This is a genomic window from Agrobacterium vacciniicorymbosi, from assembly GCF_040427045.1.
Taxonomy (GTDB): Bacteria; Pseudomonadota; Alphaproteobacteria; order Rhizobiales; family Rhizobiaceae; genus Agrobacterium.
Map to the genome: position 1 here is coordinate 1 of NZ_JBETMF010000006.1, position 22,538 is coordinate 22,538.

A 22,538-nucleotide genomic window follows, 5' to 3' on the forward strand; every position below is an offset into this window, starting at 1 on the left:
GCCGCAACCATGCGGAAAATTATCATAACTATAAACGCAAGGCTCAGAGACGACTTAATGCAACAGAGTTGATGACGGCGGTGAGTTTGCGGCCCTCAAAGCCATCTTGTAGACACGATCAAAAGCCGACACCTTACCGGGAAGCAATTGTGAGTCGGATGGAGAACGTCATGCTGTGGGAAATCGTCTGGCGCGGTATAGTGATGGGCATTGGCGGCACCGTTTTCATGGATGTCTGGGCCATCATCCTCAATCGACTGTTTAAACAACCGGCTGCAAATTGGGGACCTGTGGGGCGCTGGTTCTGGCATTTGCCAAAGGGCAAGGTGTTCCATGACACCATCGCCAAGGCTGCACCCTACGAGCACGAGGTGGCTTTCGGCTGGATATCACATTATGCAGTCGGCATTGTTTACGGAATTATTCTGGCGCTGATTGTGCCGCAGGGATGGTTTGCCGCGCCGTCTTTTGTTTTGCCATGGATCGTCGGTATCGTGACGGTGGGTGCAGGCTGGTTTCTGCTCCAGCCCGGGCTTGGCATAGGCTGGGCAGCGTCCAAGACACCCAACCCGAACAAGGTGCGCGCCCTGAACCTTGTAGCACACACGATTTTTGCGCTTGGGATGTTCGTGACAGCGCTGATCATTCGCTGAAAAAAAGGGAGCTTTTGCCCCCTCTTCTGCGTCTTGATCAATTAATTAGATATCAGCCGAAAACGTATCGCAATCCTCAAGCCGTCCGCTGTCGAAACCGCGCTTGAACCACTCTGCACGCTGGGCAGATGTACCGTGGTTGAAACTGTCGGGCACGACATAGCCCTGGGACTTCTTCTGCAACGTATCGTCACCGATCTGGTGCGCGGCGTTCAGCGCTTCTTCCAGATCGCCGGTTTCCAGAATGCCCTTCTGCTGCGTGGACTTGCCCCAGATGCCGGCATAGCAATCCGCCTGCAATTCGACGCGCACCGACATCTTGTTGGCTTCCGTCTCGCCCATGGACTGGCGCTGGCGATTGAACTCCGGCAGCACGCCCGTCAGGTTCTGGACGTGATGACCGACTTCATGGGCAATCACATAGGCCTGTGCGAAGTCACCAGATGCGCCGAAGCGCCTGTCCAGTTCGCGGAAGAAATCCGTATCCAGATAGACCTTTCGGTCAACCGGGCAATAGAACGGGCCGCTGGCGGAAGAGGCATTGCCACAGGCCGAGCGAACCTGACCTGCAAACAGCACCAGTGTCGGCTTTTCATAGGTCTCACCGGCGGAGCTGAATATCTTGCCCCAGGTGTCCTCGGTTTCCGCCAGCACGGTCCGCACGAAGGCAGTCGTCTCATCGCTGGACTGGCCCTGCGGACGTGTGCCCGTCGTCTGCTGGTTGCTGGTGCCGCCATCCATGGAGACATCGCCGCCTGATAGCAGCGTCAGCGGATTGATGCCCAGCGCCCAGCTGATCAGCAGGATCACGACAAGTCCACCGATACCTATGCCGCCGCCACGCCCACCGCCGGTGGGCAGACGAAAACCACCGCCGCCCATGCCACCGGATGACATGCCGCGTCTGTCTTCAATATTGTCGGATTGGCGTCGCCCTCTCCACTGCATATTCAGTCTCCCCTTCAGTGCCTTGCTAAACGCTATAGTCTCGAAAGCGTTCCGGCTAGAGCATTTCCGGGTTAGCTGTTTGAGTAGATATAGGCTCCGCCCTTTTGAAGCGCGCGCTGGTAAGCTGGCCGCGCCCGGATGGTCTCAAGAAAGCGGCGGATAGCAGGATGTGCTTTTGCACCGTCCACGCGGCTCATGGCCGCCTCTACCGGAAAGCTCATGGCGATGTCTGCGCCCGTCAGTTCACTGCCCGCGAACAGGCCGTCTTTCGCAAGCTCGCTTTCCCAATAGGCGGTGTGGTCGGCCAGCTGCGGATCGACCAGCTTGCTGGCCACGCCCTGCGAAATCATGTTTGCCACAGGCCGCAGGAAGAACGGAACCTGACCGGGAATGCGCGAAAACAACAGCTTCAGCAACAGCAGCGGCATGGCCGAGCCTTCCGCATAATGCAGCCAATAGACATAACGCCGATAGGCGTCCGTTCCCTGCTCCGGCCTGAAAGCTCCCTTGCCATATGTATCGAGCAGATATTCGATGATCGCGCCGCTTTCGGCGTAAATCTTGCCGCCATCTTCGATGACCGGAGACTTGCCCAGCGGATGCACGGCCTTGAGGTCTTTCGGTGCCCGCATGTCCGGCCCGCGCTTGTATGTCTTCACCTCATAATCAAGGCCGAGTTCTTCGAGCAGCCAAAGAATGCGGTGCGCGCGGGAATTTTCGAGATAATGGACAGTAATCATGAGGGCCTGCTCTTCCTTGTGGAAACAAACTTAATGCATTCAAATATCTATACGTTTTTAAGACCCGAAAGGATCAGCTGGCAACACAGTTATATATGGAGCCAACTTTCCTGTCAGAAAGCGAAGATTCGGGGTTCCGTTCAACAAAACATTTGCCTATAAGCCGCTTCTAGCCTGAAAAGATTTGAATTGCGCGCCCCGACCGGTGATCCATCACCTTGGCCGGTTTTTTTTGCGCAACACGAAAAGCGGAACGAGAGCCATGCCGAAGCGCCAAGATATCAAGTCCATCCTTATCATCGGCGCTGGACCGATTGTCATCGGTCAGGCATGTGAATTTGATTACTCCGGCACGCAGGCCTGTAAGGCGCTGAAAGAGGAAGGCTACCGCGTCATCCTCGTCAACTCCAATCCTGCCACCATCATGACCGACCCGGGTCTGGCCGACGCCACTTACGTCGAGCCGATCACACCGGAAGTCGTCGCCAAGATCATCGCCAAGGAACGCCCGGACGCGCTGCTGCCCACCATGGGTGGCCAGACGGCGCTGAACACCGCACTTTCCCTGAAGCGCATGGGTGTTCTGGATCGCTATAATGTCGAGATGATCGGCGCAAAGCCTGAAGCTATCGACATGGCTGAAGACCGCGCATTGTTCCGCGAAGCCATGAAGCGCATTGGTCTGGAAACCCCGAAGTCGATGCTGGCCAACGCCACCGACATCAAGGACGCCGACCGCAAGACCCATGAAGCAGCCCGCGCCGACCTTAAGTCGAAGCTTTCCGGTGCTGAACTCGACAAGGCGCTCGACAACCTCGAAAACCAGTGGAACCTTGGCGAAACCGACCGTAAGCAGCGCTACATCAGCCACGCCATGGCCATTGCCGCACAGGCCATCGATGTCGTCGGCCTTCCCGCCATCATCCGCCCGTCCTTCACCATGGGCGGCACCGGCGGCGGCATTGCCTATAACCGCTCGGAATTTTTCGAAATCATCGGCGGCGGTCTCGATGCTTCGCCAACCACCGAAGTGCTGATCGAAGAATCGGTTCTCGGCTGGAAGGAATATGAAATGGAAGTGGTTCGCGACAAGGCGGACAACTGCATCATCATCTGCTCCATCGAAAACATCGACCCGATGGGCGTGCACACCGGCGACTCGATCACCGTTGCCCCTGCCCTGACGCTGACGGACAAAGAATATCAGATGATGCGCAACGCATCGATTGCGGTTCTTCGCGAAATCGGCGTCGAGACCGGCGGCTCGAACGTGCAGTTCGCCGTCAATCCGAAGGATGGCCGTCTGGTCGTCATCGAAATGAACCCGCGCGTTTCGCGCTCGTCTGCGCTCGCCTCCAAGGCCACCGGCTTCCCGATTGCCAAGGTCGCGGCCAAGCTCGCTGTCGGCTATACGCTGGACGAGCTGGACAACGACATCACTGGCGGTGCGACGCCTGCGTCCTTCGAACCATCCATCGACTATGTCGTTACGAAGATCCCGCGTTTTGCCTTCGAGAAATTCCCGGGCGCATCACCCATCCTCACCACGGCCATGAAGTCGGTCGGTGAAGTCATGGCGATTGGCCGTACCTTTGCCGAATCGCTGCAAAAGGCGCTGCGCGGTCTGGAAACCGGCCTCACCGGTCTCGATGAAATCGAAATACCGGGCTACGAGGACGGCGAAGGCTCCAAGAACGCCATCCGCGCCGCCATCGGCACACCAACGCCGGATCGTCTGCGCATGGTCGCACAGGCGCTGCGCATGGGTATGTCCGAAGCCGAAGTGCATGAAAACAGCAAGATCGACCCATGGTTCATCGCGCAGTTCAAGGCCATTGTGGACATGGAAGCCCGCGTTCGTGAACATGGCCTGCCACAGGACGCTGAAAACCTCCGTTCGCTGAAAGCCATGGGCTTCTCCGACGCCCGCCTTGCGAGCCTGACCAATAAGCGTCCGAAGGAAGTGGCCGAGCTGCGCAACAGCCTCAACGTGCGCCCGGTATTCAAGCGCATCGATACCTGCGCTGCCGAATTCGCTTCGCCAACGGCTTACATGTACTCCACCTACGAGACGCCATTCGTCGGCCAACTGCGCTCGGAAGCTCAGGTTTCCGACCGCAAGAAGGTCGTCATTCTGGGCGGTGGTCCAAACCGTATCGGCCAGGGCATCGAGTTCGACTATTGCTGCTGCCACGCCGCCTTCGCGTTGAAGGATGCAGGCTTTGAAGCCATCATGATCAACTGCAACCCGGAAACCGTCTCCACCGACTACGACACCTCCGACCGCCTCTATTTCGAGCCGCTGACGGCTGAAGACGTGATCGAAATCATGCGTGCGGAGCAGGAAAAGGGCGAACTGGTCGGCGTTATCGTGCAGTTCGGCGGCCAGACACCGCTCAAGCTCGCTGAAGCACTGGAAAAGAACGGTATTCCGATCCTCGGCACAGCACCCGACATGATCGACCTTGCCGAAGACCGTGACCGGTTCCAGAAGCTGTTGATGAAGCTGGACCTCAACCAGCCGAACAACGGCATCGCCTATTCCGTCGAACAGGCCCGCCTGGTCGCTTCCGAAATCGGCTTCCCGCTGGTCGTGCGCCCATCCTACGTTCTGGGTGGCCGCGCCATGCAGATCATCCATTCGGAAGGACAGCTCCAGACCTACCTGCTCGACACCGTTCCGGGCCTGGTGCCAGAAGATATCAAGCAGCGTTACCCCAACGACAAGACCGGTCAGATCAACACGCTGCTGGGCAAGAACCCGCTGCTGTTCGATAGCTACCTGACCAACGCCGTCGAAGTGGACGTGGATGCGCTGTGCGATGGCGAAAACGTCTTCGTCTCCGGCATCATGGAGCACATCGAAGAAGCCGGTATTCACTCCGGCGACAGCGCCTGCTCGCTGCCATCCCGCTCGCTTTCCAAGGAAACCCTGGACGAGCTGGAGCGCCAGACGACGGCTATGGCCAAGGCTCTCAATGTTGGCGGCCTGATGAACGTGCAATATGCCATCAAGGACGGCACGATCTACGTTCTGGAAGTCAATCCGCGTGCATCACGTACCGTGCCATTCGTCGCCAAGACCATCGGCGCGCCGATTGCCAAGATCGCTGCCCGCATCATGACCGGCGAAAAGCTGGATGCGGCGATTGCCGCTTACGGCGAAAAGCCCGATCCGCGCAATCTCAAGCACATCGCCGTCAAGGAAGCCGTGTTCCCGTTTGCCCGCTTCCCCGGCGTCGATATTCTACTGGGACCGGAAATGCGCTCCACCGGTGAAGTCATCGGCCTCGACAGCGATTTCGCTCTGGCCTTCGCCAAGTCGCAGCTTGGTGCCGGTGTCGATCTGCCCCGCTCCGGCGCGGTGTTCGTCTCCGTGCGCGATGAAGACAAGGAACGCGTCCTGCCCGCCATCCGCCATCTGGTCGAAATCGGCTTCAAGGTACTGGCAACCGGCGGAACCCAGCGTTTCCTCGCTGAACAGGGCATCGATGCCGAAAAGATCAACAAGGTGCAGGAAGGCCGTCCGCACATTGAAGACGCCATCCGCAACCGTCAGGTCCAGCTGGTCATCAACACCACCGACAGCAACAAGGCGATCTCGGACTCGAAATCGCTGCGCCGCGCCACGCTGATGCAGAAGGTGCCCTACTACACCACCATGTCCGGTGCAGAATCCGCAGCACTCGCCATCAAGGCGCTGAAGGCCGGCAGCCTGGATGTGAAGCCGCTGCAGAGCTACTTCGCATAAGCGACAGCATCTCCTGAATACAGAAAGGGCGCGTCTGAGACGCGCCCTTTGTCTTTTCGGCATGCGAAAATTAATTCGCAACGCTTGCAGCAGCCACGCCGTCTAGTTCCGTGATGATCTCATCCGACAGAACGAGATCTGCAGCACCCAGATTTTCATGCAGATGGGCAACGGAGGATGTGCCGGGGATCAGCAGGATGTTGGGCGCCCGGCGCAAAAGCCATGCAAGGGCAACCTGCATGGGTGTCGCCTCCAGACGCGCCGCAACATCCGACAAAGCCGAAGACTGAAGCGGGCTGAAACCACCGAGCGGGAAGAACGGCACATAGGCAATGCCATCATTCGCCAAGCTGTCGATCAAGGCGTCATCCTGTCGGTGCGCCAGATTGTACATGTTCTGAACGCAGACGATCTCAGCGATCTTACGACCTTCCGCGACCTGATTGGCCGTGACATTGCTCAGCCCGATGTGGCGAATCAGACCCTGCCGCTGCAACTCGGCAAGCGGCGTCAGCAATGGTTCGATGGAGCCTTCTGCCGGTCCGTGCACATCGAACATGACACGCAGATTAACCACATCCATGACGTCGAGCCCGAGATTGCGCAAATTGTCATGCACCGCACTGGTCAGTTCTTCCGGCGAGGATGCAAGGTTCCAGGATTTATCCTCGCCACGCTTGGCACCGATTTTGGTGACGATGACGAGATCGTCCGTGTAAGGGTGCAGCGCCTCGCGGATCAGCTGATTGGTGACATGCGGCCCGTAAAAATCGCTGGTATCGATGTGGTTGACCCCGGCCTCCACGGCAGCGCGCAGTACGGCAAGCGCGCCGTCACGATCCTTCGGCGGGCCAAATACGCCCGGGCCTGCCAGCTGCATGGCGCCGTAACCGAGGCGGTTCACGCTGCGGCTTCCAAGTTTAAATGTTCCGGCCTTATCGATGTTGGTCATGATCGTTCTCCTGATGATCTGAAGGAAAGATAGACGCTGTCAGCGCGTATGATAATGGGGTACGATCAGCACGGACTGTGCGGGAATATGAACAATGAAAATCAATCTGGATGATCTGAACATCTTTGTTGCAGTGGTGCGGGCTGGCGGGTTTCGTGAGGCGGCGAGAATTAGAAGCAGCAGTGCTTCCGGCCTCAGTGAAGCTATTCGAAGGCTGGAGACGGAACTGGGCGTTCGCCTTCTCAATCGCACCACCCGCAGTGTCTCACCCACGGAAGCCGGGCAAGGCTTGCTGGCACGCCTGTCGCCCGCATTAACCGAGGTCGAGGCCGCGCTTGATGTCGTCAACGGCTTCCGCGACAAACCTGCGGGTACACTGCGGCTGAATGTGCCGGTCAGCGCAGCCCGTCTTGTTTTGCCTGCGCTTGTGTCGCAGTTTCTGGCTGCCTATCCCGATATTCAGCTGGAGGTCATCACCGATGAAAACTTCGTGGATATCTTGGCCGCAGGCTGCGATGCAGGCATCCGCTATGATGAGCGCCTCCAGCAGGACATGATCGCCGTTCCCATCGGCCCACGCAGCCAGCGTCTGGCGACTGCCGCCTCACCCGCCTATCTCGACCGTTTTGGCAGACCACAACACCCGCGCGATCTGCTCAGCCACGCCTGCATCAGGGGCCGGTTTGCCAGCGGCACCATCCCGCCATGGGAATTCGAACGCGATGGCGAAGTGATCCTCATCGATGCCGGCGGGCCTTTGATCGTGAGGATAGGTGGCGCAACGGACCTCGCTGTCGATGCCGCCATCGCAGGCACGGGCATCACCATGCTTTTCGAAGACTGGTTGCAGCCCTATCTCGACAGCGGTGCGCTGGAGCCAGTGCTTGAACCATGGTGGCAGAGCTTTTCCGGCCCGTTCCTCTACTATCCCGGCAGACGGTTGGTCCCCGCCCCGCTTCGAGCTTTCATCGATTTCATCAAAGCTGCCAATGAGCAAGCCAATATGAAACTACAAAACCCATCCTTATCCAACGGCTGATACAAGCAATTCGCTCTCTTGGCGCGCTTCCATGAGCCTGCGAACCGCCTGCATATCCTCGCGAAACCGCTGAAACTCCTCCGCCTTCCTTTGCTCATCCGGTATTCGCAGCAGGTAGGAAGGATGCACCGTGACGAAGAGCATCCTGCCGCCATCCATGGGCATGGGCCTGCCGCGCAGGTCCGACAGCTTTTCTTTCAAACCCGTCAGTGCGAACATTGCGGTCGCTCCCATCGCAACGATGAGCTTGGGCTGGACCAGATCGATCTCCCGCGTCAGCCACCAGCGGCAGCGCTGCACCTCGCCCGCATCCGGCCTCTGGTGGATGCGCTTTTTGCCGCGCGATTCATATTTGAAATGTTTGACGGCATTGGTGACATAGAGTTTCTGGCGCTCCATGCCGGTTTCACCCAAGACCTGATCGAACATCTTGCCTGCCGGACCGACAAAGGGACGCCCGGCCAAATCCTCGAAGTCGCCCGGCTGCTCGCCGACAATCATCACATCCGCATTGGCCGGCCCCTCACCGAACACTGTTTGCGTTGCCTTGCAGTGGAGAGAACAAAGCGTGCAGTCTTTCGCCTCATGCCTCAACCCTTCCAACGTATCGGCATCGGGCAGCGCGGGCGCGAGTTTGTTTTCTGCTGCGGCCTGAATACGGTGGTGGAAGAGCTGCGGCTCGGTCGCCGCCTTGGCGCCCATCTCCAGCACCCGTCGCTCAGCGTTGAGGATGAGGTCTGGAATAAGATCGGCCTCCGGCAGGTTCTTCCAATACTTCTTCGGCATTTCCGCAGTCATCGCCTTGATCTTCAAGCGAGCCGGATTGAAAATATTGGCATAATAGGTGCGCCAAAGCTCATCCGTCTCATCGGACAAATCCGGCTGCTCAGCTGCCAGCCGCGATGTTTCCAGCGCCTCACCATCCCAGCGAGCCGAGCCTTTCGGCGTCAGAATCAGCCAGTCCATATCGGTAAAACGCCGCTGGAAAAACGCAGCCTTTCGCTCCACGATGAAATGATCTGGCTCGAACCATGCAATAAACCGTCGCCGGCCCGCCTCACCCGTGGCCAGCGCCACCTCCTTGAAACGCACGAAAGCCGTCATCTTGTGGCTATCGCGACGAACGGATTTCTCTAGTTTACGCGCTTCCGCCACATCAGGATCAGACTTGAATTGCAGCAACGCCCTGTCCTGCCCCAGACGCCACAAAAGCCGATAGAGCAACGAAAATCGCTTCGGATCGCTATGGCAAATAATGGTTTGCGCCAGCGGCATGAAGGCCGAGGGCACTTGGACGCCAGTGGCATTGTCCACGGCAGCGGGAAGGTTCTCCTCCTCAAAACCTAGCAGACCAGTTTCTTCGCCGCGGCACCGCCACTCGATCTCATGCGGAGAGACATTGGCAGAGAGAAACGTGCGGGCAGCATCCCGCCACTCGGTAAAATCGCCCCGTCCCTCCAGCGACACCCTGTACATCAGAGCAACGACAGCTGTTCAGGCTGCGGCGCAAACATGGCGCGCAAATCTGGTCGCTCCGTGAGCTTGCCCGGTGACCATCCGCCCGCCACGACGAAGGCCTTGACCTTTTTCAGTGACACGCCAAAGCGAGCCAAATCTTCCAGCCGCAACTGCCTGAACCGGCGCGACGACAGGATGGAATTGACTGTTTTCGTGCCGAACCCTGGAACCCGTAGCAAGGTTTCGCGCTCCGCCTTGTTCACATCGACAGGAAAGCTCTGCCGGTTCGCCAGCGCCCAAGCCAACTTCGGATCAATATCCAGATCCAGCATGCCGTCCTTCTGGGTAGAGGCGATTTCTGCGATATCGAAGCCATAGAATCGATACAGCCAATCGGCCTGATAGAGCCGATGCTCGCGCATCAAAGGCGGCTTGATGAGCGGCAGGTTTTTGGACGAATCAGGAATGGGGCTGAAAGCGGAATAATAGACGCGTCGCAAACCGTAGCTGCCATAAAGGCGCGCGCTGGTGTTGAGGATGGTGCTATCATTGGCACCATCGGCACCCACGATCATCTGTGTGCTTTGGCCCGCAGGCGCAAACTTCCTGACCCGCTTCGTCTGAACCGTCGGTTCACCCGCTTCTTCGATCTTCAGACGAATATCAGCCATGGACTTGCGGATGTTTCCCGGCTGCTTTTCCGGCGCAAACTGTCCGATGCCGCTATCCGTTGGCAACTCGATGTTGATCGACAGGCGGTCTGCATAAAGTCCCGCCTCCTCCACCAGCCGCGCCGAGGCTTCGGGAATGGACTTGAGATGGATATAGCCCCGGAAGCCGTGCGTGACGCGTAACTCCCTCGCCACCCGCACGAGTTCTTCCATCGTATGGTCCGACGAGCGAATGATACCGGACGACAGAAACAGGCCCTCGATATAATTGCGCCGGTAAAATTCCAGCGTCAGCCACACCACTTCTTCCACCGTAAAACGCGCCCGCTCCACATTGCTGGAGGAACGGTTGATGCAGTATGCACAGTCATAAATGCAGAAGTTGGTGAGCAGAATCTTCAGGAGCGAAATGCACCTGCCATCCGGCGCATAGGCGTGGCAAATACCTGAACCTTCCGTCGACCCCAGCCCTCCCGATGCGGACGAATTACGCTTCGTCGTGCCACTGGAGGCGCAGGACGCATCATACTTCGCCGCATCGGAAAGGACTGCCAACCGCTCTTTTATCGACTTTTTCATAGGTGTGTTCACTATATGTTCTTGCGCAAACTGTCAATCCTTGGCTAAGATCAAGTTCCAGTCTGCTGAAAATTGGCAGTCTCAAATTTGCTGGCAATTGGCGTCGGTCTTCTGATATAGTCTGCCGAATTGTGATTTTGACTGGTTCCGTAGTTTTGCTCCGGAACCTGTTTCTTTTTGTGTCTGCGGGTACCGCGGTTAGAATGCGAAGGAAGAAAAAATGGTAGAAAAAGTACCGATGACTCAGGGCGGATTCGTCAAGCTGCAGGAAGAACTTCGCTGGCGCCAGCAGGAAGAGCGCCCACGCATCATCGAGGCTATTGCAGAAGCGCGCGCCCATGGCGACCTGTCTGAAAACGCCGAGTACCATGCTGCCAAGGAAGCGCAGAGCCACAATGAAGGCCGCGTTGCCGAGCTGGAAGACCTGACCGCACGCGCGGAAGTCATCGACCTGTCGAAAATGTCCGGCACAACCATCAAGTTTGGTGCCACCATCAAGCTCGTGGACGAAGATTCCAACGAACAGAAGACCTACCAGATCGTTGGCGACCAGGAAGCCGACGTCAAGCAGGGTCGCATTTCCATCTCCTCGCCCATCGCGCGCGCGCTGATCGGCAAGGAAGTTGGCGACAGCATCGAAGTGAATGCCCCCGGCGGTTCGCGCGGCTACGAAATCCTCTCCATCAACTGGGGCTGATTGCCAGCGCCTCCCTCACGAGATCCCGATTTTGCCCTATATCGACTTGGCTGATGTCCGGGTGCTTGCGCCGAATTTCAAGCGCAGGCTCTCCGGCGTGACATCCACGATCATCCAGCTCGTGCCGGTGCAAAACCGGCTCGGGCAAAAGGTTGCCGTTATAGGGCCGGGTTTGCCGCAAAGCCTGCCACATGTCCGCTTTCGCGACTTGTGGCGGCTATGGCAATTGGGACCGGATAAGAAGCCACGCGTCTGGCACGCACGCCGCAATATTGAAATGCTGCCCGCCATCATCATGCGCGACATCCTGCGCATGAAGCTGAAGATCGTCTTCACCTCCGCCTCGCAGCGCAAACACAGCGGCTGGACGAAATTCCTGATTTCCCGCATGGACGCGATCATCGCAACCAGCGCAAAGACGGCTTCCTATATGGATGTACCGAGCACCGTCATTATGCACGGCATTGATACCGAGCGCTTCTCCCCGCCCGCCGATAAGGCTGAGGCAAAACGCGCGCTTGGCCTCGACCCGAACCAAAAATACGCCGGCTGCTTCGGCAGAGTGCGCCATCAGAAAGGCACGGACCTCTTCGTCGATGCCATGATCGCCGTGCTCCCGCAAAATCCCGACTGGGAAGCCATCATCGCCGGCCGCGCCACTGGGCCGCATGTGGAATTCGAAAACGGCCTGAAAGAAAAGGTCCGCGCCGCCGGTCTCGCAGACCGCATCCTCTTCGTCGGCGAACACACCAACATCAACGAATGGTACCGCACCCTCGACCTCTTCATCGCCCCCCAACGCTGGGAAGGTTTTGGCCTCACCCCGCTGGAAGCAATGGCGTCAGGCGTACCGGTGATCGCGACGGATGTGGGGGCGTTTCCGGAGTTGGTTGAGGGGGAGACTGGGGAGGTTATTGCGCGAGATGACCTGACAACCATGAGCGATTCGGCCTTGAAATGGCTGAAAAACGATGAAAAGCGCTTGGAAGCGGCAATAGCATCACGCCAAGATGTAGCCGAGAAGTTCACCATTGCAGGTGAAGCGGAAAATCTCGGCAGGATTTATGACGCGGTCAAGGCTTCCGTTTGAAAAGGTCGATATAGGCAGAGGCGACGGCCTCTTCCGAAAACTGGCTCATCAGCGTTTCATGTCCGCCAGCAGCAACACGCTGAGAAAGCGCCTGATCACTCAGCAGATTGCCGATGGCACCGGCAAAACTCTCCGCTTCGCCGATCTCTGCCAGCAGGCCATTTTCTCCATCCCGCATAAACCACATCGGCCCCTCGGACTTCGAAGACACCACAGGCTTTTTTTGGGCCCAGGCTTCGAGGATGACGTTACCAAGCGGCTCGTGGCTGGAAGGCATGACGAAGATGTCGGCAGCGGAGACATAGGGTCGCGTCTCATCTTTCCAGCCGATGAAGCGAACACGGTCGCGCATGCCGCGCGCATCGACCTGCGCCTCCAGACTTTCCCGCTCTTCCCCATCACCCGCCAGCCACAGATATACACCCGGTAACCCAGCGACGGCATCGATCAGTGTGTGAAACCCTTTCCGCTTCACAAAACGCCCCATGGACATAACCACCGGCGCATCCTGCGGCGTATCCAGCTCAGTCCTCGCAATCGGCACAATCGTCTGCGTGCTGGTGAAGTTGGAAATGACCTCCACACCGCGCGTCCATCCAATGGCCTTGACATGCTCGGCAATGCCCGGCGTGTTGCAAACCAGAATGTCTGTATTCTTGAAGTAATCCAGCTTGGTGGGGTAATCGCCCAGGCGCGAAAGCTTGATGCAGCCTTTGTAATTCGGCATCAGCTCGCTGGCACGCGGCGCCCATGACATGATCGCATCAGGCTTGAGAGATTGAGCCATGGAACGAACTTTTATGGGAAGTAGGATTCTGTCCAATGAAAGATTACGGAAATTACTCTCTGTAATATTTGCAACGGCCTCAATGTCCTTCCGCCACACACGATTTTTACGGATGACGCAGCTCTGCTCGAGCCCCCGTTTCGCAAACGCGTTGACGAGATGAACGAAAAAGCGTTCTGCGCCGCCGTCTTTGCCGAAATGAAAATGGCAGACTTTCACGTGTTTGCTGCCTCTTCAAACAGCTTCATGTAAGAGGCTGTGATTGCTTCTTTGGAAAAACGGGCGCGTGTCGTTGCGTGCCCGCCTTCCACCAGTTTTTCACGAAGTTCCGGATCGTCCCGCAGACGGGTAAGGGCATTCGTCAAGCCAACCTCATCCGCGCAATCGACCATCAAGGCATCAACCTCGTTTGTCATCACGAACGAGGGCCCTTCAGCTCGAAAAGCGACGGTCGGCTTTCCGGCACCCCAACCTTCAAAACAAACATTTCCAAGTGGCTCATGTAGGGATGTGATAGCAAAAACATCCGCAGCCGCCAGATAAGCATAAGCATCCGTCTTCCATCCCGGAAGCTTCACTCGCTCTTGCAGGCCTAGCTCTTCGACCAGCTTAACCAACTCTTCCCGCTCTGGACCATCACCCAAAAGCCAGAGATAAGCGCCCTCTATATTTTTGACGGACTGGATGAGATGTCCGAACCCCTTGCGCTTTACAAACCGGCCCATGGCAACGACGACGAAGGCCTTTTCCGGGGTATCGAGAGCGCTGCGAGAGATCGGAGGAATGGGCGTTGCATTGCTGAAATTGGGTATCACTTCAATGCGTCGCGTCCAGCCCAATCGCTTCACACTATCCGCCATGTCAGGCGTGATGCAGACGAGAACTTCCGAATTCCGATAGTAACCGAGATGCTCTGGATAATCTCCCAATCGAGAAATGCGAAGTGCTGTCTTTACGTTCGGCATGAAGCGGCTTGCGCGCAATTGCCACGTCATGATCACATCGGGTTTGAATTCCTTAAGTATTCGACGCATCCGCCAAGCCAGCACGAAGCGCGACAGGGAAATACGACGAAACACGCCCTCATAGACGGTAGCGCGTCGCTCGATTGCCGCCTTCCAACTGCGGTCAGGACGAATTAAGACTCGTTGCTCAACTCCCCGCTCGCCCAAAGCATCGACGAGGTTTACAAAAAAGCGCTCCGCACCGCCGTCTTTTCCAAAATGAATATGCAGAACCTTCATATTTTTGTCCTTCCACGCTCCATGTCATCGACATTGGGCCGACGTTTCAACGCGTGACGCTGATGGATTTTCGCTTGGGTGAGAAATGCGTAAATGCCGCCTGTTGCCGCTTCGATGAAGCCGGGTACACCGCAGCGCCACAAACCGTTTTTGAAATAGAGCCGCAGAAAATAGAGCCAGGGCGAAAACAGAAGTTTCGAAAGCTTCGCGTTGCGGCCTTCCGCAAATTGCTGATCAGCCTTCAGGGTCGAGTATTTATTCTCTTTCAGAATTTGCTCATCGATGATGAGCGGCCGATAGTGCAACAGGCTCCCCTTTTCAGATGACCTGACCTCACCTGTAGGGACGATGCCTTCATGCACCTTCTGCGCAAGATCATAGCCGCCCTTGCCATTTCGGACGAGCCGAAGGTTCTTCCGCTCGCGCACGTTTTCAGGCGTGTAGCCATAACCAATGAGATAAGGCCTGCGCGCCACCTTCCAGCCGACAACAGTCTCCGGTGCAGAAAGCAATTCAGGCAAAGCTGCACGTAAAGCCGCATCCAGTCGCTCATCGGCATCGATATTCAGGCACCAAGGCTGGCTGCACTGCTCCAGCGCAAACTGCTTCTGCCCGGCGTACCCTCGCCAGGGCTCATGCATGAACCGGATCGGCCAGCCCTTGTCGATGTAGGATTGCACCAGAGCAGGCGTTCCATCCACAGAGCCGGAATCGACAATCACGATCTCGGGGAAACCTTCAAGACTCTCAATGCAATTGCCAAGATAGGCCTCTTCATTGAGGCAGATGATGAATGCGGAGCAGGGTAACAATACGCTCATTTCCATTGATTCGTTGCACTTTTAACCTGGTTCGGAAATTTCAGGTGTAGGTCGCTTTGGAACCAGCGTGATTAAAGAGGAAAGAGAAAAGCAATGAATCAGGTAACAATTGCATCCGCATCACTACCACGCATCTTAATCAACTTCGCTGGAACACCTCCATAAATGCCATAAGGCTCTGTGCGCCCTCTGACAACGGCCCCGGCAGCAATAACGCAGCCTTTTGAAATGTGAGATCCGTCCAAAACCGTAACATTGGCTCCTATCCAAACATCGTCTTCAATCACGATTCCTAGCTTGCTGATTTTTTGTAATCTTATTGGTTTGTTAGCGTCGCTAAAAATATGGTTGGACGGGATGACAACGCATCCTGCAGCAATGCGAACGTCATTACCAATCTTTAGACCACCCTGCCCGTACAGCACCGAATAAGGGTTTAAACTGAAGTCGTTCCCAATGATGATATCGCCGCCATAAGGGATAAGCATCGCGCCGCGACGAATTCGGCATTTTGATCCGGCCTTGATCCTGCCGCCTTCTCTCATATCGAGAATAGCGCCGGGCTCGATGCGGCACTTAGATCCAATCGTAATTTTTCCGAAAGAGCGGGCCCAAAACCAAATAGGAAACAAATCGTTTGGTCGCATTTGCTATCGTGCCTTTATCATACATTTAACTGGATTGCGCGTCCGCAATTATCAAATCAACCCAAATCATATATGGTAATCACCTGCAGAAATCGACATCCCAAATAGATAGAAGTTCTACAACCCACTTTTTTGGAGAGATGCCTTTCACAAAAGTCGGGCTATAATTCGTCGCCATCCACCTCGAGCATGCAGATTAGATCGGCCTGCTCTCAAGGACCAGTATTCAGATTGGGGCATGGTGGGAACGTCCAAAAAATCCTCGGCGTAAGGCAGAATCCGTTTGTCCCTATTGGTGAAGAGTGAGGCTTCCTCATCGGATAAGGAACGAATTGGATGAATGGCCGCTCCTGCTAATCTGTCGGCTACTTGATCTTGCCAGCGCCTCACACGTCGAGACCTATCGCTTGGCAGCGGCAAAAAGTGCATGAATGGGTCGGCCATGAAACGTAACCGCAAACCCTTCTCATCCGCAGCAATCTCATTTGCTCGTTCGCCGGTCCTAAGGTCACCCATATATTTTTGGAATAAAGGAACCGAGAAAAATCCGGTGTCAGAATATGCGAAACACTTGCCTCCACGTATCCCTGATTCAGTTTTACTACGTTCGTAAAGACCCGGCGCAACTTCAAGCATTGTGCCGTCATCGACGCGTTTTGCTCGATTAGCTTTTAAAAAACACGTCTGTATAACAAAGGATGAGTGAGGTTGATCGAAGCCGCGCAACACCACTTCGAGGTCGTTTGAGACAACATTGCGCACCAACTGCATATCTTCCTGCACCATAAGTGCAAGCTTGACACCGCGCTCGGCAGCAAGAGAGAGTGCCCACTGCATATTCGCATGTAAACCACCCGTGACTCGATCCTCGCCAGCAGAAACAGGCTTAATTACCACTTCATATTTCTTAGACAAGCGCTCCAGAACCTGAACGGACAACTGATCAGTACTACCATCATCTATAATAACAAGCGGAGCGTTAAAGTGTTTGTCGATTGAACGAACAAGATTTTCCAAATATTCACCCCTATTATAGTGGAACGCGAATATTATCATTTAGAAAAAACCTCCAAGAACGCCCCGTACTGCGAGATACATAGGATGATTGTGCCGACTTAGAATGCTGGATTGGCGACGCCAGCGAGCTACCTTCCTTAGATGAAAGACCCGCCTTGGACAACAAACGGGACGAGTTGCTCCGTTGAAACACATATGTCCTTTAGATAAAGAGACATTACATAAAATTCGCAACCCATATCGAGATAAGTTTCAATGCCGCTCTTTGCAAAATTCATAGAAAAGCCGTCAAGGGGCGTCCTTGATAAACTCCGCACAGGATATGAAAGCTTTCGTATTGCATCGAGAGAAAAAAGACGCCGGCAAAACGTACCAATGTCCGCCTTAGTCCGGAGAAATATACGTGTCCAGAACGGTACAGACCTTGTTTTTGTCACCCATAATGATTTAAATTTAATTCCGTTTTTTCTAAAGCACTATCGATCGCTGGGCGTTTCACGTTTCATCGCTGTAGATGACGCCTCGACTGATGGCACCAGAGAGTTTCTACTCGAGCAATCTGATGTCGATATATGGACATCTCCCGTGCGTTATTCCGAAGCACGGCGCGGGCGGCAATGGCGAGAGCAATTATTTGAAATTTATGGAAAGAAGCGTTGGTATATCAATGTCGATTCCGATGAGCTTCTCGTCTTCGCTCATAGCGAGACCCGGACGATCTCAGATCTTATAAAAGCGCTGGAAGCCGCAGGGGACAAGCGACTGGCGGCACCAATGCTGGATATGTATAGCGGCGGCGGCACACGTGATTACGGCCCGGACGATCCGCCTTGGCTTCTGTCAGATCATTTCGACATGAATAGCTACGATGTGACTGTTGAAAAACGTGGTGTCAGCATCAAAGGTGGCCCGCGCGGACGCAAGTTTGGCGAAGATAACGAGTTAATGAAGTACCCGGTGATTTACTGGGATGACTCCTGTTATTTTGGCAGCAGCCCCCATAGACCTTTACCCTATGGTCGCAACTTCCCAAAAACATGGGGCGCCCTTTTGCATTTCAAGTTTTTCGTGGACTATAAGGAAAAAATCGCAGAAGCCGTTCGAGAAAAACAGCACTTCGGTGGTTCAGCTCATTATGTGAAGCTGCTCGATGAAATCGAGCAGAACGGCGCTATCGACCTCTATGACGGCGACGTTTCAGTGAAATTTTCCGGCTCACACCAACTGATCGACCTCGGCTTTATAACACCTATAGATTGGGATAGTTTGAAGTAGTCGCTCAAACCCCAACCAGCCCTGCCCGCTTGACCTGCCGTATCGTCAGCATGGTCCGCACCGTGTCCACATGCTCGTCAGCGGTCAGCACTTCGATCACGAAGTCCTGGAATTGGGTGAGGTTTTCGGCCACGCAGTGGAGCAGGAAGTCGCTGTCGCCGGAGACCATCCAGGCTTGGCGCACCAGCGGCCAGCGCTCTGTGGCGGCGGCGAAGGCTTTTAGGTTGGTTTCGGACTGGCGCTTCAGCCCCACCATGCAAAAGGCCACGAGGTCGAAGCCAAGCTTTGGGGCATTCAGCATGGCATGGTAACCTTCGATGATGCCCGCTTCTTCCAACTTGCGAACGCGGCGCAGGCAGGGTGGCGCGGAAATTCCGACGCGGTCGGCGAGATCGACATTGGTCATTCGCCCGTCGCGTTGCAATTCGCGCAGTATTTTCAGATCGATGGCATCGAGTTCGACGCTGGCCACTATGCTCTTCCTTGATTGAGCTTGAATGCTTCCTTCTACTCTACGCGACGGGATTCGCAATAATCCTACGCGACAGCGACACAAAATTACGTGTAGATACCCTTCTGCCCTGTTGGTAACGCAAGGCTGCCCTTGAATAACGACACTGGACACTCTTAAATACCGGGCATCGAAGGGGTGTATCGTGATTGCGCTGGTATAGTGGCTGCAATATCTGACACCCTTGTTTTGAAAGGAACGTCCCATGTCCGCCCGCCACGCAAAGGTTTTGATCATCGGCTCCGGCCCCGCAGGTTACACCGCCGCGATTTATGCAGCGCGCGCAATGCTTGAGCCTGTTCTGATTGCCGGCATGGAACAGGGCGGTCAGTTGATGATCACCACCGATGTGGAAAACTATCCCGGCTATGCCGATCCCATTCAGGGACCATGGCTGATGGACCAGATGATGAAGCAGGCGACGCATGTCGGCGCCGAACTCGTCAATGATCTGGTGACCGAAGTCGAAACCACAAACCGCCCCTTTACCGTCAAGACGGATTCCGGTGCGGTGTGGACCGCCGATACGCTGATCATCGCAACCGGTGCGAAAGCCAAGTGGCTGGGCATTGAGAGCGAGCAGCATTTTCAGGGCTTCGGCGTTTCCGCCTGCGCCACCTGCGATGGCTTCTTCTATCGTAACCGCGATGTCATCGTGGTCGGCGGCGGTAACTCCGCCGTGGAAGAGGCGCTCTACCTCTCCAACATCGCCAAATCGGTGACGGTCGTGCATCGCCGCGAAAGCTTCCGTTCGGAAAAAATCCTTCAGGAGCGCATTTTCGCGAAGGAGAATGTGAACATTCTCTGGAACAGCGAGATCGCGGAAATCACCGGCACGCCTGCCAAGCCGCCAATGCCGCCTTCCGTCACCGGCGCGAAGATTCGCAACACGAAGACAGGTGAAATCACCGAGATGCCGATCCACGGCGTGTTCGTGGCCATTGGTCATGCGCCAGCGGTGGAACTGTTCAAGGACAAGCTGAAGCTGAAGCCGAATGGCTACATGTGGACGGCACCGGATTCGACTGCGACCAACGTAGAGGGCATCTTTGCAGCAGGCGATGTGACAGACGATAACTACCGCCAGGCCATTACCGCGGCGGGCATGGGCTGTATGGCCGCGCTCGAGGCGGAACGTTTTCTCGCAGCGCAAGCGCCGCTTGCCGTTGCCGCTGAATAAGAAAGGCTAAACACCGCATGCCTATGCCATTGGACTGGGACAAACTGCGCATATTTCATGCGGCCGCCGAAGCTGGCTCGTTCACCCATGCAGCAGACAAGCTTCATTTGTCCCAGTCGGCCATCAGCCGCCAGGTCAGCGCGCTGGAACAGGATGTCGGCGTCAAGCTTTTTCACCGCCACGCGCGCGGCCTGATCCTGACGGAACAGGGCGAGTTGCTGTATAGAACCGCGCATGATGTTCTACTGAAGCTCGAAACCGTCAAAATGCAATTGACGGAAACGACGGAAAAGCCGAGTGGCAAGCTGCGCGTGACCACCACCGTGGGTCTCGGCCAGGGCTGGCTGACGGATAAGGTGCAGGAATTTCTTCAGCTTTATCCAGAAATGGCCATTCAGCTCATTCTCGACAATGAAGAGCTTGATGTGAACATGCGCCACGCGGACTGCGCCATCCGCCTGCGCCAGCCGCAGCAATCGGACCTCATTCAGCGCAAGCTGTTTACCGTGCACATGCACGTCTATGCCGCCCCGTCCTATATCAACCGATATGGAGAGCCGCAGTCGATCGAGGATCTGGACAACCACAAGGTCATTTCCTTTGGCGAGCCAGCCCCGAATTATCTTCTGGACGTGAACTGGCTGGAAAATGCCGGTCGTTCATCGGATAACACCCGCCTTGCGCATTTGCAGATCAACAGCCAGACCTCCATCAAGCGCGCCTGCCTTTTGGGAATCGGCATTGCCTGTCTGCCGGACTACATTGTCGGTCGTGACCCAGGCCTCATCCAGCTTTCGCTGCCCGCAGATATTCCCTCATTCGATACCTATTTCTGCTATCCGGATGAATTGAAGAATGCCGCCAAGCTGAAAGTGTTCAGAGACTTCATCGTGGCCAAGGCGCGCAACTGGAATTTCTGATTGGTGTTGCGACATGGCAAGCCGCTGCATTCATGCGGCTTCTCGCAATATCGCCCTTCTGATCCGTGAGGCATCAAGGCCGCATTTTCGTCAACCGGATTTGCCTTCCCTTTGCCTCGAGCTGATTGCCCCAGCCGAGATGCCGATAAAAACCGGCTGCGCGACTCTCCTCATCCGTCTCCAACCATATTTCCGAATGGTGCTGGAAGAGTTCTTCTTCGGCAGCAAGAACGAGCTTTCTTCCAATGCCCTTGCCTTCGTATGCAGGAAGCACAAAGGCTGCAAAAAGCGAAGCGTCCGCAATATCTATCATTGAAAACGCGACCACCTCGCCGCCCACGATGGCGACCCATGCACACGGCGAGCGCGCGATCATCTGGCCGATGGAGGCCTCTGTGATGCCCATCTGGGCAAGTCGCTCGACGGAAATGTGGTTCTCGAGGACAGACGTTCTAACGTGAAATAGCGCCGGAACATCGGACTGTTGAGCAAGTCTGATTTCTATTGTCACAGCACCACCTTGGACACTTTGCTACGGGCAGCGTAATAGCACATCGCATCTCGGCTGTTATGACAACCGAAGTCCGAATCTTTGGCACAGCAAACGACAACAACCCGCGCCGAGAAAACTTAAAAATATACCGACTTAACAATAGGTTAGAAGCATATTCCGCGCTTCACCCAGAATCATCATCGCCGCAGATTTGCGAAATAAATATGACAGTGAATAGCAGTGATGCGCCACACGCAGGGCTGGCCTGCACAAAAAAGAGTTGAATGCTGCCCAAGAAAGCATCATATCGCACACAGCTGATGCACACGGCGGCTTTTCCTCCCAGTTCCGCCGCGTCAGCTGTTCCCCTCTGGAGGTTTTTTGACCTTCACACTTATAAGGGCCCTGGAGCAATCCGGTGGCCCTCTTTTTTTTACCCGCAATAATTTTCCCGCTACCGTAAGTTAATTAAACGAAACACCCTTGTTCTCAGCCGCTGCCATTTCCATATTGAAACTGGTTGTCACCGATGCTTAGCGCATCAGACAGCTGTTCCCCTCTGGAGGTTTGACCTTCAAAACTGTCGGGCCGCGGAGAAATCCAGCGGCCTTTTTTTTGCGCTAAGCCTCGTCTTTTTTGCCCTAAGCCCAGGTCGAATAAATCAGCGCCTTTCCCTTGATATCGATGATTGCCGATATAAATATCGGTATGGATAGATATACGGAAGCGACATGAACCACGAAGACGCCCTGAAGGCCATTGCTCATCCCGTGCGCTTGAAATTTCTGGAATGGCTGAAACAGCCGGAGCAGCATTTCAACCAGGCACACCCATTTTCCATGGGTGTCTGTGCGCATCAGTTCGAGATCAGCGGTCTTTCGCAATCCACCGTCTCCTCCCACCTCGCCGCCTTGCAGGCTGCGGGTCTGGTGAGATCGCGAAAGGTCGGGCAGTGGAATTTTTACGAGCGTGACGAGGAGAATATTGCCGCGTTCCTCACCTATCTGAACCAGAAGCTTTAAGCGCGCCTCAGGCGCTCTCTATCAACCAGAAGAGAAAGCACTC

The 22,538-nt window shown here is 55.6% G+C and carries 21 protein-coding genes; 9 read left to right on the forward strand and 12 right to left on the reverse strand.

From position 1 onward, the window contains the following. The first annotated feature begins 173 nt into the window (after positions 1-173). On the forward strand, positions 174-653 hold the full coding sequence (locus ABUK73_RS10785) for a DUF2938 domain-containing protein (RefSeq protein WP_353577519.1): 480 nt from the start codon (positions 174-176) through the stop codon (positions 651-653). Positions 654-698: 45 nt separating this feature from the next. Here ABUK73_RS10785 and ypfJ read toward each other — a convergent pair whose 3' ends face one another. Together ypfJ and ABUK73_RS10795 are read right to left on the reverse strand one after the other, a co-directional pair. Next, on the reverse strand, positions 699-1,601 hold the full coding sequence (gene ypfJ / locus ABUK73_RS10790) for a KPN_02809 family neutral zinc metallopeptidase (protein ID WP_353577290.1): 903 nt from the start codon (positions 1,599-1,601) through the stop codon (positions 699-701). A gap of 71 nt (positions 1,602-1,672) precedes the next feature. Continuing rightward, the gene (locus ABUK73_RS10795) at positions 1,673-2,341 is read right to left on the reverse strand and encodes a glutathione S-transferase family protein (protein ID WP_353577291.1); all 669 of its coding nucleotides are present in this window, start codon (positions 2,339-2,341) and stop codon (positions 1,673-1,675) included. Between the two features lie 262 nt (positions 2,342-2,603). On the opposite strand from ABUK73_RS10795, the gene carB reads away from it, so the two are divergent. Next, positions 2,604-6,092, forward strand: a complete 3,489-nt coding sequence (gene carB, locus ABUK73_RS10800; protein WP_353577292.1) for a carbamoyl-phosphate synthase large subunit — start codon at positions 2,604-2,606, stop codon at positions 6,090-6,092. Positions 6,093-6,162: 70 nt separating this feature from the next. Here the strand turns inward: carB and ABUK73_RS10805 are convergent, their stop codons facing one another. Continuing rightward, complete coding sequence (locus tag ABUK73_RS10805; RefSeq protein WP_353577293.1) at positions 6,163-7,044, reverse strand: aldo/keto reductase family oxidoreductase; 882 nt, start codon at positions 7,042-7,044, stop codon at positions 6,163-6,165. 94 nt (positions 7,045-7,138) lie between these two features. Between ABUK73_RS10805 and ABUK73_RS10810 the strand changes: the two genes are divergently transcribed. Further along, the gene (locus tag ABUK73_RS10810; RefSeq protein WP_353577294.1) at positions 7,139-8,083 is read left to right on the forward strand and encodes a LysR family transcriptional regulator; all 945 of its coding nucleotides are present in this window, start codon (positions 7,139-7,141) and stop codon (positions 8,081-8,083) included. Here ABUK73_RS10810 and ABUK73_RS10815 read toward each other — a convergent pair. Together ABUK73_RS10815 and ABUK73_RS10820 are read right to left on the reverse strand one after the other, a co-directional pair. Then, positions 8,069-9,559 carry a UdgX family uracil-DNA binding protein gene (locus ABUK73_RS10815; protein ID WP_353577295.1) on the reverse strand — a complete coding sequence of 497 codons (1,491 nt, stop codon included), beginning with the start codon at positions 9,557-9,559 and terminating at the stop codon, positions 8,069-8,071. The two genes, ABUK73_RS10810 and ABUK73_RS10815, sit on opposite strands and share 15 nt — an antisense overlap. Further along, positions 9,559-10,791, reverse strand: coding sequence for a putative DNA modification/repair radical SAM protein (locus ABUK73_RS10820; protein WP_062448955.1), 1,233 nt, complete (start codon positions 10,789-10,791; stop codon positions 9,559-9,561). Before ABUK73_RS10820 ends, ABUK73_RS10815 begins: the two co-directional genes overlap by 1 nt. 220 nt (positions 10,792-11,011) lie before the next feature. Between ABUK73_RS10820 and greA the strand changes: the two genes are divergently transcribed. Beyond that, entirely contained in the window at positions 11,012-11,488 is a 477-nt protein-coding gene (gene greA / locus ABUK73_RS10825; protein WP_113088573.1) for a transcription elongation factor GreA, read from the forward strand. Positions 11,489-11,519: 31 nt separating this feature from the next. Further along, on the forward strand, positions 11,520-12,578 hold the full coding sequence (locus tag ABUK73_RS10830) for a glycosyltransferase family 4 protein (RefSeq protein ID WP_353577296.1): 1,059 nt from the start codon (positions 11,520-11,522) through the stop codon (positions 12,576-12,578). Here the strand turns inward: ABUK73_RS10830 and ABUK73_RS10835 are convergent. The 5 genes from ABUK73_RS10835 to ABUK73_RS10855 form a co-directional block, all read right to left on the reverse strand. Next, positions 12,562-13,584 carry a glycosyltransferase gene (locus tag ABUK73_RS10835; protein ID WP_353577297.1) on the reverse strand — a complete coding sequence of 341 codons (1,023 nt, stop codon included), beginning with the start codon at positions 13,582-13,584 and terminating at the stop codon, positions 12,562-12,564. The genes ABUK73_RS10830 and ABUK73_RS10835 overlap by 17 nt on opposite strands. Next, a complete protein-coding gene (locus ABUK73_RS10840; RefSeq protein WP_353577298.1) occupies positions 13,581-14,609 on the reverse strand; it encodes a glycosyltransferase in 1,029 nt (342 codons plus the stop codon). The genes ABUK73_RS10835 and ABUK73_RS10840 overlap by 4 nt, the downstream gene beginning before the upstream one ends. Then, positions 14,606-15,430, reverse strand: coding sequence for a glycosyltransferase family 2 protein (locus ABUK73_RS10845; protein ID WP_353577299.1), 825 nt, complete (start codon positions 15,428-15,430; stop codon positions 14,606-14,608). The genes ABUK73_RS10840 and ABUK73_RS10845 overlap by 4 nt, the downstream gene beginning before the upstream one ends. Before the next feature lie 98 nt (positions 15,431-15,528). Beyond that, positions 15,529-16,077, reverse strand: a complete 549-nt coding sequence (locus tag ABUK73_RS10850; protein ID WP_353577300.1) for an acyltransferase — start codon at positions 16,075-16,077, stop codon at positions 15,529-15,531. Between the two features lie 147 nt (positions 16,078-16,224). Next, positions 16,225-17,094: a hypothetical protein gene (locus ABUK73_RS10855; RefSeq protein WP_353577301.1), complete on the reverse strand. Its 870-nt coding sequence runs from the start codon at positions 17,092-17,094 to the stop codon at positions 16,225-16,227. Positions 17,095-17,349: 255 nt separating this feature from the next. Here ABUK73_RS10855 and ABUK73_RS10860 point away from each other — a divergent pair, with 255 nt between their 5' ends. Beyond that, positions 17,350-18,369, forward strand: coding sequence for a glycosyltransferase family 2 protein (locus ABUK73_RS10860; protein WP_353577302.1), 1,020 nt, complete (start codon positions 17,350-17,352; stop codon positions 18,367-18,369). Between the two features lie 4 nt (positions 18,370-18,373). Here the strand turns inward: ABUK73_RS10860 and ABUK73_RS10865 are convergent, their stop codons facing one another. Further along, positions 18,374-18,841 (reverse strand): Lrp/AsnC family transcriptional regulator, encoded by a 468-nt coding sequence (locus ABUK73_RS10865; protein ID WP_113088562.1) that lies wholly within the window; start codon positions 18,839-18,841, stop codon positions 18,374-18,376. A gap of 244 nt (positions 18,842-19,085) precedes the next feature. Here ABUK73_RS10865 and trxB point away from each other — a divergent pair, with 244 nt between their 5' ends. Next, positions 19,086-20,060, forward strand: coding sequence for a thioredoxin-disulfide reductase (gene trxB / locus ABUK73_RS10870; RefSeq protein ID WP_353577303.1), 975 nt, complete (start codon positions 19,086-19,088; stop codon positions 20,058-20,060). A gap of 23 nt (positions 20,061-20,083) precedes the next feature. Then, positions 20,084-20,980, forward strand: a complete 897-nt coding sequence (locus ABUK73_RS10875) for a LysR family transcriptional regulator VtlR (protein WP_062448936.1) — start codon at positions 20,084-20,086, stop codon at positions 20,978-20,980. A 73-nt stretch (positions 20,981-21,053) separates the two neighbouring features. Here the strand turns inward: ABUK73_RS10875 and ABUK73_RS10880 are convergent, their stop codons facing one another. Next, positions 21,054-21,491, reverse strand: coding sequence for a GNAT family N-acetyltransferase (locus ABUK73_RS10880; RefSeq protein WP_353577304.1), 438 nt, complete (start codon positions 21,489-21,491; stop codon positions 21,054-21,056). A gap of 713 nt (positions 21,492-22,204) precedes the next feature. Here ABUK73_RS10880 and ABUK73_RS10885 point away from each other — a divergent pair. Beyond that, the gene (locus ABUK73_RS10885; protein WP_113088559.1) at positions 22,205-22,495 is read left to right on the forward strand and encodes an ArsR/SmtB family transcription factor; all 291 of its coding nucleotides are present in this window, start codon (positions 22,205-22,207) and stop codon (positions 22,493-22,495) included. Positions 22,496-22,538: the final 43 nt, after the last annotated feature.